Source organism: Mycolicibacterium llatzerense, from assembly GCF_025331195.1.
GTDB lineage: Bacteria > Actinomycetota > Actinomycetes > Mycobacteriales > Mycobacteriaceae > Mycobacterium > Mycobacterium llatzerense.
The window spans coordinates 1-12,655 of record NZ_LXOV01000018.1 but is presented as its reverse complement, the minus strand read 5'-3'; the positions used below and the strand labels follow the sequence as shown (position 1 = coordinate 12,655).

Sequence of the window (12,655 nt, the reverse complement as noted above, 5' to 3'; positions counted from 1 at the left end):
ACGAACGCTTGCGTGAGGAGTCATAGATGGAGACGTTCGACTGCGGCGATGCGGCGAAACGCAGCACCGGGATCGCGTCGGCCATAAGTGCCCTCAAAGGCGGGCGCCTGGTCGTGCTGCCCACCGACACCGTCTACGGTCTCGGCGCCGACGCCTTCAACAGTGAGGCCGTCGCGGCGCTGCTGGCCGCGAAGGGGAGGGGCCGCAACATGCCGGTCCCGGTTCTGGTCGGTTCCTGGCGCACCATCGACGGCCTGGTCTACACCGTCCCGCCCTCGGCCCGAGATCTGATCGAGGCGTTCTGGCCCGGAGCGTTGAGCCTGGTCGTGCGCCAGGCCCCGTCGCTGTCATGGGATCTCGGCGACACCAACGGCAGCGTCATGCTGCGTATGCCGCTGCACCCGGTGGCGATCGAGCTGCTGCGCGAGGTCGGTCCCATGGCCGTGTCCAGCGCCAACATCTCCGGCCAGCCGCCCGCGGTCACCGCTGACGAAGCGCGCGAGCAGCTGGGCGAGAAGGTCGAGGTGTACCTCGATGCCGGCCCGGCGACCAAGCAGGCCGCGTCCACGATCGTCGACCTCACCGGCGCGACGCCGCGCGTGCTGCGCGAAGGGCCGATCTCTGCCGCGCAGATCGCCGAAGTGCTCGGTGTCGACGCGGAGTCCCTGACCGGCGAGGTGCCGTGACCGTAGTTGCCGACGCCGGCAGGCTGCTCGCGCAGATCGATCGTGGCACCGGGGTCCCGCTCCGGGAGCTGGTGCTGGTCGGTCTCACCGCGGCGATCATCACGTACTTCGCCACCGGCTGGGTACGGGCGCTGGCCTTCCGGTTCGGTGCGGTCGCCTACCCGCGCGAACGCGACGTCCACGTCCAGCCGGTCCCGCGGATGGGCGGGCTGGCCATGTACATCGGGGTGGCCGCCGCCGTTCTGCTGGCTTCCCAATTGCCCGCGCTGACACGCGGTTTCGTCTATTCCTCCGGTATGCCCGCGGTCGTGGTGGCGGGCGGCCTGATCATGCTGATCGGTCTGATCGACGACCGCTGGGGCCTGGACGCCCTGACCAAGTTTGCCGGCCAGATCACCGCGGCCAGCGTCCTGGTCACCATGGGCGTGGCCTGGAGTGTGCTGTACATCCCGATCGGCGGCGTTGGCACCATCGTGCTGGACCAGGCGTCATCGATCCTGCTGACCCTGGCGCTGACGGTCTCGATCGTCAACGCGATGAACTTCGTCGACGGCCTCGACGGCCTGGCTGCCGGGCTCGGACTGATCACCGCGTCGGCCATCTGCATCTTCTCGGTCGGGCTGCTGCGCGACCACGGCGGTGACGTGCTGTTCTACCCGCCGGCCGTCATCTCGGTGGTGCTTGCCGGCGCGTGCTTGGGCTTCCTGCCGCACAATTTCCATCCGGCCCGCATCTTCATGGGGGATTCCGGGTCCATGCTGATCGGCCTGATGCTGGCCGCCGCGTCGACCACCGCGGCCGGCCCGATCTCCCAGAACGCCTACGGCGCGCGCGACGTGTTCGCTTTGCTGTCGCCGTTCCTGTTGGTCGTTGCGGTGATGTTCGTGCCGGCCCTCGACATGCTGCTGGCGATCGTCCGCCGCACCCGTGCCGGCCTCAGTCCGTTCAGCCCCGACAAGATGCATCTGCACCACCGGCTGCTGCAGATCGGCCACTCGCACCGACGCGTCGTACTGCTCATCTACCTATGGGTCGGGATCGTCGCGCTGGGGGCGGCCAGCACCATATTCTTCGACCCCCGATACACCGGTGCGGTCATGCTCGGAGCCATCCTGCTGGCCGCCATTTTCACCCTGATCCCGCTGCTGCGGCGGCGCGATGACCTGCCAGAAGGCGAGTACGACAAAAAGTAGTAGGTGCCCGTTTTTGGGTGCCCACCATGTGGTACGGTTCTGGCAGAACCCGAAAAACCTCGCGGGTTGCCGGCCCGGCCCATCGGTTCACACAAGCCGATCGGCGCCGAATGACGACCGACAAAGGGAGCTTCCCCTTGGGTGATTCCAGTGTGCCCGACGCGCTCGATGTGATCTTCGATACGCTCTGTGGGCACGCACACAGGATTGCCAGGTATATGGGGACGGCACTCGTGACCGCGGGATTGAGGTGAATACCATGACGACGCCAGCGCAAGACGCGCCTTTGGTGTTGCCGGCAGTGGCTTTTCAGCCCGTGCGTTTGTTTGCTATCTCGCTCCTCGTCACGGCCATCGCGCTCGGTGGCGGCTACACAGTGAGCGGCAATCTCAAATTCGGCGCCTTCTTCGGCCTGGGGATGGCGCTCGGTCTGGCCAACGCCATGATGGTCCGCCGCGCGGTTGCCAAGGTCACCGCCAAGGACCACCCGCTGAAGATGCAGATGGCAGCCAACTCCGCGATGCGGTTGGTGGCCATCTCTGTGATCGCCCTGCTGATCACATGGTTTTTCAAGCCAACCGGCATCGGCGTGCTGTTCGGGGTGGCATTGTTCCAGGCGATTCTTGTCATGAGCACGGCATTGCCGGTCATGAAGAAGGTGCGCGCCGGCCAGCGTGAGGGTGGCGCCGGCGCCGACGGACCAGACGCACACGACGGATCAGAAGCAAAGGACTGACGACCCAAGTGATTCAACAATTCACCGCCGAGGCCGCCATTGAGGTCGGCCACCACGAGCAGCACGAGCTGTGGGGCTACACCTTCAACGTCGACACGATCATCGCCACCAGTGTGGCCGCGGTCATCGTCATTGCGTTGGCCTTCTTCGTGAAGGCGAAGGTGACCTCGACCGGAGTTCCCGGTGGTGTTCAGCTGTTCTTCGAGGCCATCACCATCCAGATGCGCCAGCAGATCGAGACCGCGATCGGTATGAAGGTCGCGCCGTTCGTGCTGCCGCTGGCCGTCACGATCTTCACCTTCATCCTGATCTCCAACTGGCTCTCGGTCCTGCCGGTGCAGTTCGGTGGGGAAGGCGGCGGCGCCAAGGAGCTGCTGGCTCCGCCGGCCTCGGACATCAACTACGTGTTGGCGCTCGCGCTGTTCGTGTTCCTCTGCTACCACGCTGCGGGCATCTGGCGCCGGGGCCTCTTCGGCCACTTCAAGAAGCTGCTGAAGGGCCACGTCGCGGTCCTGGCGCCGATCAACATCGTCGAGGAGATCGCCAAGCCGGTCTCGCTGTCTCTGCGACTCTTCGGCAACATGTTCGCCGGCGGCATCCTGGTCGCGCTGATCGCGATGTTCCCCTGGTACGTGCAGTGGGCGCCGAACGCCATCTGGAAGACCTTCGACCTCTTCGTCGGCCTGATCCAGGCGTTCATCTTCGCGCTGCTGACGATCCTGTACTTCAGCCAGTCGATGGAACTCGACGAGCACCACTAATCAGCAAGACCTGTAGGAACCGCAAATAAGACCCTGGTAGCGCAGCTACCAGTTACCAAGGAGGAAAAAGAGAATGGCCGACGCAGCAACGAACGCCACTATCATCCAGGGCGCCCTCATCGGCGGTGGCTTGATCATGGCCGGTGGCGCCATCGGCGCCGGTATCGGTGACGGTATCGCCGGCAACGCGCTGATCTCGGGCATCGCCCGCCAGCCGGAGGCCCAGGGCCGCCTGTTCACCCCGTTCTTCATCACCGTCGGTCTGGTGGAAGCCGCGTACTTCATCAACCTGGCTTTCATGGCGCTCTTCGTGTTCGCCACCCCGGGCCTGTCGTAATCCGTCGACATGGGTGAATTGAGCGCAACCATCCTGGCCTCGGGCCAGGCAGCAGCGGAAGGCGGCGGGGGTCAGAACTTCCTGATCCCCAACGCGACCTTCTTCGTCGTGCTGATCATCTTCCTGATCGTGCTCGGCGTGATCGGCAAGTGGGTTGTGCCACCGATCAGCAAGGTCTTGGTCGAACGCGAGGAAATGCTGGCCAAGACCGCTGCTGATAACCGGAAGTCGGCTGAGCAGGTGGCCGCCGCAGAGGCGGACTACAACGCGGCGATGGCGGGCGCTCGCACGGAGGCCTCGGCCATCCGTGACGAGGCCCGCAACGAGGGCCGCAAGGTCGTCGACCAGGCGCGTGCAGCGGCGAGTGGTGAGGTGGCCGAAACCCTCAAGGGTGCCGACCAGGCACTGTCCGCGAAGCGGCAGTCCACGCAGACCGAACTGCAGTCGTCGGTTGACAACCTGTCCCAGACGCTGGCGAGCCGAATCCTCGGCGTGGACGTGAAATCAGGCGGGAGCCAGTAGATGGAAATCTTCATCGGGCAGCTGATCGGCTTTGCCGTCATCGTGGCCATCATCTGGAAGTACGTGGTACCTCCGGTGAAGGGTCTGATGGCCAAGCAGCAGGAGGCCGTTCGCGTCGCGCTGGCCGAAAGTGCCGAAGCCGCAAAGAAACTCGCTGACGCCGACGAGATGCACGCCAAGGCTCTCGCCGACGCGAAGGCCGAGTCGGGCAAGGTGACCGACGAGGCCCGGCACGATTCGCGGCGCATCGTCGAGCAGCTCAGCGAGCAGGCCGGCGTCGACGCCGAGCGCATCAAGGCGCAGGGCGTCCAGCACGTCGAGCTGATGCGCCAGGGCGTCATCCGCGAGCTCCGTCAGGGGCTGGGTGCGGAGTCGGTGGCCAAGGCCGACGAGCTGGTGCGCCAGTTCGTCGCCGAGCCCGCCGCTCAGGCCGGCACCGTCGACCGCTTCCTCGCCGATCTCGAGCAGATGGCGCCGTCCTCGGCTGAGGTCGGTACCCACGCCGAGGTGAAGCTGCGGGCCGCGAGCCGGGAGTCACTGACCGCGCTGGTCGGCAAGTTCGACGCCACGGCCAACGGACTGGATGCGGCTGCGCTCACGGCGCTGGCCGACGATCTGGCCGCCGTCGCCCGGCTGCTGCTGACCGAGGTCAACCTCGACCGGCATCTGGCCGAGCCCGCAGATGACCCGGCTCCCAAGGTCGCGCTGCTGGACGCGGTGCTGTCCGGCAAGATCGGCGCCCCCGCCCTGGAGCTGCTGCGCTCCGCGGTGTCGTCGCGGTGGTCGGAGCAGTCCGACCTGGTCGACGCCGTCGAGCACATCGCTCGCCTGGCGCTGATCAAGCGGGCCGATGTCAGCGGTGAGGTCGCCGAAGTCGAGGACCAGCTGTTCCGGTTCAGCCGTGTGCTGGACGCGCAGCCGCGCCTGTCGACGCTGCTCGGTGACTACGGCACTCCGGTCGATGGCCGAGTTGCCTTGCTGGACAAGGTCCTTACCGGTGCCAACGGCTCGGTCAACAGCTCCGTCAAGGCGCTGCTGACGCAGACCGTGAGCCTGCTGCGCGGCGAACGTGCCGATGAGGCAGTCCTCGACCTGGCAGAGCTGGCAGTTGCCCGCCGCGGTGAGGTTGTTGCCCACGTGGAAGCCGCCGCGGCACTGTCCGATGCCCAGCGGACCCGACTCACGTCGGTCCTGACCCGCATCTACGGCCACCCGGTGTCCGTCCAGCTGCATGTCGATCCGAGCCTCCTCGGTGGTCTGACCATCACCGTCGGTGACGAGGTGATCGACGGATCCATCTCGTCACGACTGGCCGCCGCCTCCAACCGGCTGCCGGACTAACCCAGACTCCGAAACACCCAAGACTAGGTAGGAAGACCAAAAACCATGGCAGAGTTGACAATCTCGGCTGCTGATATCGAAGGTGCCATCGAGAACTACGTAACGACGTTCTCGGCCTCGAACGATCGCGAGGAAATCGGCACCGTCGTCGACGCCGGTGACGGCATCGCACACGTCGAGGGTCTGCCCTCGGTTATGACGCAGGAGCTCCTCGAGTTCCCCGGCGGTGTTCTGGGCGTGGCCCTGAACCTCGACGAGCACAGCGTCGGTACGGTCATCTTGGGTGGCTTCGAGAAGATCGAAGAGGGCCAGCAGGTCAAGCGCACCGGTGAGGTGCTCTCGGTGCCTGTCGGCGACGCCTTCCTGGGCCGCGTCATCAACCCGCTGGGTGAGCCGATCGACGGTCAGGGCGAGATCGTCGCCGAGACCCGCCGCGTGCTCGAGCTCCAGGCCCCTTCGGTGGTTCAGCGCCAGGGCGTCGGCGAGCCGCTGCAGACCGGTATCAAGGCCATCGACGCCATGACCCCGATCGGCCGTGGCCAGCGCCAGCTCATCATCGGTGACCGTAAGACCGGCAAGACCGCGGTCTGCGTCGACACCATCCTGAACCAGCGTGAGGCCTGGGAGACCGGCGACCCGAAGCAGCAGGTCCGCTGCGTCTACGTCGCGATCGGCCAGAAGGGCACCACCATCGCCAGCGTGAAGCGCGCGCTGGAAGAGGGTGGCGCGATGGAGTACACCACCATCGTCGCGGCCCCCGCCTCCGACCCCGCCGGCTTCAAGTGGCTGGCTCCGTACACCGGCTCGGCCATCGGCCAGCACTGGATGTACGCCGGTAAGCACGTGCTGATCGTGTTCGACGATCTGTCCAAGCAGGCTGACGCCTACCGCGCCATCTCGCTGCTGCTGCGCCGCCCGCCGGGCCGCGAGGCGTTCCCGGGTGACGTCTTCTACCTGCACTCGCGTCTGCTGGAGCGTTGCGCGAAGCTGTCCGACGAGCTCGGCGGCGGTTCGATGACGGGTCTGCCGGTCATCGAGACCAAGGCCAACGACATCTCGGCGTTCATCCCGACCAACGTCATCTCGATCACCGACGGCCAGTGCTTCCTGGAGTCCGACCTGTTCAACCAGGGTGTGCGCCCGGCCGTGAACGTCGGTGTGTCGGTGTCCCGCGTCGGTGGTGCCGCTCAGATCAAGGCGATGAAAGAGGTGGCAGGAAGTCTCCGCCTCGACCTGTCGCAGTACCGCGAGCTGGAGGCCTTCGCGGCCTTCGCCTCGGACCTGGACGCGGCGTCGAAGGCTCAGCTGGACCGCGGTGTTCGCCTGGTCGAGCTGCTCAAGCAGCCGCAGTACAGCCCGCTGGCCGTCGAGGATCAGGTCGTCGAGATCTTCCTCGGTACCCAGGGCCACCTGGATTCGGTTCCGGCCGAGGATGTTTCGCGCTTCTCCGCCGAGCTGCTGGAGCACGTGAAGGCCAGCCACGCCGAGATCCTCGACGGGATCAAGACGACCAAGAAGCTCTCGGAGGAGAACGAGGAGAAGCTGGTCTCGGTCATCAACGAGTTCAAGAAGGGCTTCGCCGCCACCGACGGCAGCTCGGTCGTGGTCAAGGAAGCCGGTGTCGAGGCACTGGATCCTGCTGAGCTCGGCCAGGAGTCGGTGAAGGTCCACAAGCCGGCACCGAAGAAGGCCTAGGTAACCAATGGCAGCCACACTGCGCGAGCTACGCGGACGGATCAAATCCGCCTCGTCGATCAAGAAGATCACGAAGGCGCAGGAGCTGATCGCCACGTCGCGGATCGCCAAGGCGCAGGCCCGGGTTGATGCAGCCCGGCCCTACGCCACCGAGATCACCAACATGCTCACCGAGCTTGCGGGGGCCAGCGCGCTGGACCACCCGCTGCTCGTCGAGCGGAAGAATCCTCGCCGTGCCGGGGTGCTGGTGGTGTCGTCGGACCGCGGCCTGTGCGGCGGTTACAACGCCAACGTGCTGCGTCGGGCCGAGGAACTGTTCACGTTGCTGCGCAACGAGGGCAAGGACCCGGTGCTGTATGTGGTCGGCCGAAAGGCCTTGGGCTACTACAGCTTCCGTCAGCGTGCCGTCGCGGAGTCCTGGACCGGCTTCTCGGAGCGTCCGGAGTACACCAACGCCAAGGAGATCGCCGACACCCTGGTGGCGGCGTTCATGGCAGGAGCCGACGACGAGGGTGACGGACCGGGTGCCGATGGCATCTTGGGCGTCGACGAGCTGCACATCGTCTCGACCGAGTTCAAGTCGATGCTGTCGCAGACCGCCGAGGCCGTACGGATCGCCCCGCTGGCCGTCGAGTACTCGGACGAGCCGGTCGGCATCCAGACGCTGTACTCGTTCGAGCCGAGCGCGGACGTGTTGTTCGATGCGCTGCTGCCGCGGTACATCGCGACCCGTGTCTACGCGGCACTGCTTGAGGCCGCGGCCTCGGAGTCGGCTTCGCGTCGACGCGCCATGAAGTCGGCAACGGACAACGCCGACGACCTGATCAAGGCCCTCACGCTCGCCGCGAACCGCGAGCGCCAGGCCCAGATCACCCAGGAAATCAGCGAAATCGTCGGTGGCGCCAACGCGCTGGCCGACGCGAAATAGGCCCCGTAGGAAGCGAAGAGAGATATGACTTCTGCCGTAGAGACCAAGACCGCCGGTCGCGTGGTTCGCATCACCGGCCCGGTGGTGGATATCGAGTTCCCGCGCGGCTCGGTGCCCGAGCTGTTCAACGCTCTGCACGCCGACATCACCTTCGGTGCGCTGGCAAAGACTCTGACCCTCGAGGTTGCTCAGCACCTCGGTGACAACCTGGTGCGCTGCATCTCGATGCAGCCGACCGACGGCCTGGTGCGTGGCACCGAGGTCCGCGACACCGGCGCGTCCATCTCGGTGCCCGTCGGCGACGGCGTCAAGGGCCACGTGTTCAACGCCCTCGGCGACTGCCTGGATGAGCCCGGCTACGGCAAGGACTTCCAGCACTGGTCCATCCACCGCAAGCCGCCGGCCTTCGCCGACCTGGAGCCCCGCACCGAGATGCTGGAGACCGGTCTGAAGGTCGTCGACCTGCTGACCCCGTACGTGCGTGGTGGCAAGATCGCCCTGTTCGGTGGTGCCGGTGTCGGTAAGACGGTTCTGATCCAGGAAATGATCAACCGTATTGCCCGCAACTTCGGTGGTACCTCGGTGTTCGCCGGCGTCGGCGAGCGCACCCGTGAGGGTAACGACCTGTGGGTCGAGCTCGCGGACGCGAACGTGCTCAAGGACACCGCGCTTGTGTTCGGCCAGATGGACGAGCCGCCAGGCACCCGTATGCGCGTCGCCCTGTCGGCCCTGACCATGGCCGAGTTCTTCCGCGACGAGCAGGGCCAGGACGTGCTGCTGTTCATCGACAACATCTTCCGGTTCACCCAGGCCGGTTCCGAGGTCTCGACCCTGCTGGGTCGTATGCCTTCGGCCGTGGGTTACCAGCCGACGCTGGCCGACGAGATGGGTGAGCTCCAGGAGCGCATCACCTCGACCCGTGGTCGTTCCATCACATCGATGCAGGCCGTGTACGTGCCCGCCGACGACTACACCGACCCGGCCCCGGCCACCACGTTCGCCCACCTGGACGCCACCACCGAGCTTTCTCGTGCGGTGTTCTCCAAGGGCATCTTCCCGGCCGTGGACCCGCTGGCATCGTCCTCGACGATCCTGCACCCCAGCGTCGTCGGTGCCGAGCACTACCGCGTGGCTCAGGAAGTCATCCGAATCCTGCAGCGCTACAAGGACCTTCAGGACATCATCGCCATCCTCGGTATCGACGAACTGTCGGAAGAGGACAAGGTGCTGGTGTACCGCGCCCGTAAGATCGAGCGCTTCCTGAGCCAGAACATGATGGCCGCCGAGCAGTTCACCGGCCAGCCGGGTTCGACGGTGCCGCTGAAGGAGACCATCGAGGCGTTCGACCGTCTCGCCAAGGGCGACTTCGACCACCTGCCCGAGCAGGCGTTCTTCCTCATCGGTGGTCTCGACGACCTGGCGAAGAAGGCCGAAAGCCTCGGCGCCAAGCTGTGACCGTCGTAGTTACTCGAGCACGAAAGGTGGTGTGACATGGCCGAAATGGACGTCGAGATCGTCGCCGTCGAGCGCGCGCTGTGGACAGGCAAGGCCACATTCGTCTTCACTCGCACCACCGCCGGCGAGATCGGCATCCTGCCCCGGCACATCCCGTTGGTCGGCCAGCTGGTCGAGGACGCGATGGTCCGGGTCGAGCGCGAGGGCGAGGATGATCTGCGGATCGCAGTGTCCGGCGGGTTCCTCTCGGTGACCGAGGAGACCGTGCGGATTCTGGTGGAAGACGCGGCGCTGGAGTCGGAGATCGATGCGCATGCGGCCAAGGCCGATGCCGCGTCGGACGACGAGGCGACCGCTGCGTGGGGCCGGGCGCGTCTACGCGCCGTAGGCCAGCTCGACTGATATCCCGATGAGCGCGTCCATGTTGATGATGGTCGCGCTCGTCGGTGTGTTGGTGCTGGCTGTAGCCGCACTGAGTTATCGGCTGTGGAAGTTGCGTCAGGTTGGCGGTACTGCCGCCATCCTGCGCGACTACCCGGCTGCCGGCGGCCACGGGTGGCGGCATGGAGTCATGCGCTACCGCGGTGGTGAGGCCGGCTTTTATCGTTTGTCGAGCCTGCGCTGGTGGCCCGACCGGACACTGTCCCGTCGTGGCCTGGAAGTCGTCGGGCGCCGCGCCCCGCGGGGCGACGAATTCGACATCATGACCATCGAAACGGTCATTCTCGAGCTGCGCGACAACAGCCCCGAACGGCGCAGCGGTTACGAAATCGCTTTGGACCGTGGGGCTTTGACGGCTTTCACGTCGTGGCTGGAGGCCCGGCCGTCGCCGCGGTCGCGCCGCCGCGCGGTCTGATTTCTGCTACTGCATCCCGCCGCCGGGCTGCCACAGCACATCGCCATCGGGGTTTGCGACCCGCGACAGGATGAACAGCAGATCCGACAGCCGATTCAGATATTTGGCCGGCAGGATGCTGACGCCGTCGCCGTGTTCGTCGATCGCCTGCCAGGCAGCTCGCTCGGCCCGCCGCACCACGGTCCGGGCGACGTGCAGGTACGCCGACAGGGGAGTGCCGCCGGGCAGGATGAACGACGTCAGTTTCGGCAGTGGTTCGTTGAACTCGTCACACCACGATTCGAGCCGATCGATGTACGGCTGGGTGATCCGCAACGGCGGGTATTCCGGATTCTCGACCACCGGCGTCGAGAGGTCCGCGCCGGCATCGAAGAGATCGTTCTGAATCTGCAGGAGTACCAAGCGAATTCGTTCGTCGGGTGCGCCCGCGGAGACGGCGACGCCGATCGCGGCGTTGGCTTCGTCGCAGTCGGCGTACGCCGCCAGGCGCGAATCGTTCTTCGACACGCGGCTGAAATCGCTGAGTCCGGTCGACCCGTCGTCGCCGGTCCGGGTGTAGATACGGGTCAGGTGAACAGCCATGGTCAAACCGTACTCGCGGAGACTTCTTCGTGGCCTGACACCGGCCGACGCCGCTGTCTACACTTAGCCGCGTGAGCGAGCGTTTCGTGGTGACTGGGGGTAGCCGGTTGTCCGGCGAAGTTGCCGTGGGGGGCGCTAAGAACAGCGTGCTGAAGCTGATGGCCGCGGCACTGCTGGCCGAGGGCACCACCACGATCACCAACTGTCCGGACATCCTGGATGTGCCATTGATGGCCGAGGTGCTGCGCGGTCTTGGGGCCACCGTCGAGCTCGAAGGTGACGTGGCCAGAATCACCTCACCTGACGAACCCAAGTACGACGCGGATTTCGCCGCGGTCCGGCAGTTCCGCGCTTCGGTGTGTGTGCTCGGGCCGTTGGTGGGCCGCTGCAAGAAGGCGAAAGTCGCGTTGCCCGGTGGCGATGCGATCGGATCACGGCCGCTGGACATGCATCAATCCGGTCTGCGGCAACTCGGTGCCCGATGCAACATCGAGCACGGTTGCGTGGTCGCTGAGGCCGATCACCTGCGTGGGGCCGAGATTCAGCTCGAGTTCCCGTCGGTGGGTGCGACCGAGAACATCCTGATGGCTGCCGTGCTCGCCGAGGGCGTGACGGTCATCCACAACGCTGCGCGTGAGCCGGACATCGTCGACATCTGCGACATGTTGAACCAGATGGGTGCCAAGGTCAGTGGGGGAGGGACCTCGACCCTGACCATCACCGGGGTGGACAAGCTGCATCCGACCGAGCACCGGGTGATCGGTGACCGGATCGTGGCAGCGACCTGGGGAATTGCCGCGGCGATGACGCGGGGCGATGTCGCCGTGACCGGGGTGGACCCGCAGCACCTGCAGCTGGTGCTGCACAAACTCCACGACGCCGGCGCAACCGTGACCCAGCACGACAACGGTTTCCGCGTCGTGCAGTACGAACGGCCGAAGGCCGTCAACGTCGCGACGCTGCCGTATCCCGGATTCCCGACCGACCTGCAGCCGATGGCCATCGGCTTGGCGTGCATCGCCGAAGGCACCTCGATGATCACCGAGAACGTGTTCGAAGCGCGGTTCCGGTTCGTCGAGGAGATGATCCGCCTGGGCGCCGATGCGCGGACCGACGGACACCATGCGGTGGTCCGCGGAATTCCGCTGTTGTCGAGTGCACCGGTATGGGCGTCGGATATTCGCGCCGGCGCCGGTTTGGTGTTGGCGGGATTGGTCGCCGACGGTGACACCGAGGTTCACGACGTTTTCCACATCGACCGGGGGTACCCGTTGTTCGTGGAGAACCTCGTAAGTCTGGGCGCGGAGATCGAACGGGTCAGTTGACGGGGATTGGCGTGTCGCACTGACCGTTCCGACGGACAGCTGTGCAACGCGTTTTCGCCGAAAAACCGCCCATATGCAGCCGTTTTGTAAAATCAAGATCAGCCCGCTAATGTATTCCAAGTCAGCAGCGAGCGGGGCCGAAAAAGCCCAGAGCAAGAGCTTGACAGCCCGACCAAGAGGTAGTAGGTTGGTGGGGTTGCCCGAAAACGGCGTGTTGTTTGAGAACTCAATAGTGTGT

14 protein-coding genes are annotated in these 12,655 nt (G+C 65.7%); 13 read left to right on the top strand and 1 reads right to left on the bottom strand.

The genetic code is table 11. From position 1 onward, the window contains the following. Positions 1–26: 26 nt before the first annotated feature. From A7G45_RS29680 to A7G45_RS29625, 12 genes are all read left to right on the top strand, one after another. Complete coding sequence (locus tag A7G45_RS29680) at positions 27–686, top strand: L-threonylcarbamoyladenylate synthase (RefSeq protein ID WP_260942284.1); 660 nt, start codon at positions 27–29, stop codon at positions 684–686. Beyond that, positions 683–1,879, top strand: a complete 1,197-nt coding sequence (locus A7G45_RS29675; protein ID WP_043397025.1) for a glycosyltransferase family 4 protein — start codon at positions 683–685, stop codon at positions 1,877–1,879. Before A7G45_RS29680 ends, A7G45_RS29675 begins: the two co-directional genes overlap by 4 nt. 259 nt (positions 1,880–2,138) lie before the next feature. Beyond that, positions 2,139–2,615: an ATP synthase subunit I gene (locus A7G45_RS29670; RefSeq protein ID WP_260942281.1), complete on the top strand. Its 477-nt coding sequence runs from the start codon at positions 2,139–2,141 to the stop codon at positions 2,613–2,615. 8 nt (positions 2,616–2,623) lie between these two features. Further along, positions 2,624–3,376 (top strand): F0F1 ATP synthase subunit A, encoded by a 753-nt coding sequence (atpB, locus tag A7G45_RS29665; RefSeq protein WP_260942278.1) that lies wholly within the window; start codon positions 2,624–2,626, stop codon positions 3,374–3,376. Positions 3,377–3,449: 73 nt separating this feature from the next. Beyond that, positions 3,450–3,713: a F0F1 ATP synthase subunit C gene (locus A7G45_RS29660; protein WP_020104130.1), complete on the top strand. Its 264-nt coding sequence runs from the start codon at positions 3,450–3,452 to the stop codon at positions 3,711–3,713. A gap of 9 nt (positions 3,714–3,722) precedes the next feature. Then, on the top strand, positions 3,723–4,235 hold the full coding sequence (locus A7G45_RS29655) for a F0F1 ATP synthase subunit B (protein ID WP_260942271.1): 513 nt from the start codon (positions 3,723–3,725) through the stop codon (positions 4,233–4,235). Then, entirely contained in the window at positions 4,236–5,576 is a 1,341-nt protein-coding gene (locus A7G45_RS29650) for a F0F1 ATP synthase subunit B/delta (protein WP_043397031.1), read from the top strand. A 45-nt stretch (positions 5,577–5,621) separates the two neighbouring features. Then, the gene (gene atpA / locus A7G45_RS29645) at positions 5,622–7,271 is read left to right on the top strand and encodes a F0F1 ATP synthase subunit alpha (protein ID WP_260942270.1); all 1,650 of its coding nucleotides are present in this window, start codon (positions 5,622–5,624) and stop codon (positions 7,269–7,271) included. A gap of 7 nt (positions 7,272–7,278) precedes the next feature. Beyond that, entirely contained in the window at positions 7,279–8,199 is a 921-nt protein-coding gene (locus tag A7G45_RS29640; RefSeq protein WP_043987160.1) for a F0F1 ATP synthase subunit gamma, read from the top strand. A 24-nt stretch (positions 8,200–8,223) separates the two neighbouring features. After that, complete coding sequence (gene atpD, locus A7G45_RS29635) at positions 8,224–9,654, top strand: F0F1 ATP synthase subunit beta (RefSeq protein ID WP_260942267.1); 1,431 nt, start codon at positions 8,224–8,226, stop codon at positions 9,652–9,654. 36 nt (positions 9,655–9,690) lie between these two features. Then, positions 9,691–10,056, top strand: a complete 366-nt coding sequence (locus A7G45_RS29630) for a F0F1 ATP synthase subunit epsilon (protein ID WP_043397041.1) — start codon at positions 9,691–9,693, stop codon at positions 10,054–10,056. Positions 10,057–10,063: 7 nt separating this feature from the next. Then, on the top strand, positions 10,064–10,510 hold the full coding sequence (locus A7G45_RS29625; protein WP_043397045.1) for a DUF2550 domain-containing protein: 447 nt from the start codon (positions 10,064–10,066) through the stop codon (positions 10,508–10,510). 6 nt (positions 10,511–10,516) lie between these two features. On the opposite strand, the gene A7G45_RS29620 is transcribed toward A7G45_RS29625, so the two are convergent. Continuing rightward, positions 10,517–11,092, bottom strand: coding sequence for a cob(I)yrinic acid a,c-diamide adenosyltransferase (locus A7G45_RS29620; RefSeq protein ID WP_260942258.1), 576 nt, complete (start codon positions 11,090–11,092; stop codon positions 10,517–10,519). A gap of 71 nt (positions 11,093–11,163) precedes the next feature. Here A7G45_RS29620 and murA point away from each other — a divergent pair, with 71 nt between their 5' ends. Then, entirely contained in the window at positions 11,164–12,417 is a 1,254-nt protein-coding gene (gene murA / locus A7G45_RS29615) for a UDP-N-acetylglucosamine 1-carboxyvinyltransferase (RefSeq protein ID WP_260942256.1), read from the top strand. Positions 12,418–12,655: the final 238 nt, after the last annotated feature.

Coding starts and splice junctions, on each gene's coding strand:
- A7G45_RS29655 (WP_260942271.1), top strand. CDS start 3,723: ATGGGTGAATTGAGCGCAACCATCCTGGCCTCGGGCCAGGCAGCAGCG.
- A7G45_RS29620 (WP_260942258.1), bottom strand. CDS start 11,092: ATGGCTGTTCACCTGACCCGTATCTACACCCGGACCGGCGACGACGGG.
- A7G45_RS29660 (WP_020104130.1), top strand. CDS start 3,450: ATGGCCGACGCAGCAACGAACGCCACTATCATCCAGGGCGCCCTCATC.
- atpA (WP_260942270.1), top strand. CDS start 5,622: ATGGCAGAGTTGACAATCTCGGCTGCTGATATCGAAGGTGCCATCGAG.
- A7G45_RS29670 (WP_260942281.1), top strand. CDS start 2,139: ATGACGACGCCAGCGCAAGACGCGCCTTTGGTGTTGCCGGCAGTGGCT.
- A7G45_RS29680 (WP_260942284.1), top strand. CDS start 27: ATGGAGACGTTCGACTGCGGCGATGCGGCGAAACGCAGCACCGGGATC.
- A7G45_RS29640 (WP_043987160.1), top strand. CDS start 7,279: ATGGCAGCCACACTGCGCGAGCTACGCGGACGGATCAAATCCGCCTCG.
- A7G45_RS29630 (WP_043397041.1), top strand. CDS start 9,691: ATGGCCGAAATGGACGTCGAGATCGTCGCCGTCGAGCGCGCGCTGTGG.
- A7G45_RS29650 (WP_043397031.1), top strand. CDS start 4,236: ATGGAAATCTTCATCGGGCAGCTGATCGGCTTTGCCGTCATCGTGGCC.
- A7G45_RS29625 (WP_043397045.1), top strand. CDS start 10,064: ATGAGCGCGTCCATGTTGATGATGGTCGCGCTCGTCGGTGTGTTGGTG.
- atpD (WP_260942267.1), top strand. CDS start 8,224: ATGACTTCTGCCGTAGAGACCAAGACCGCCGGTCGCGTGGTTCGCATC.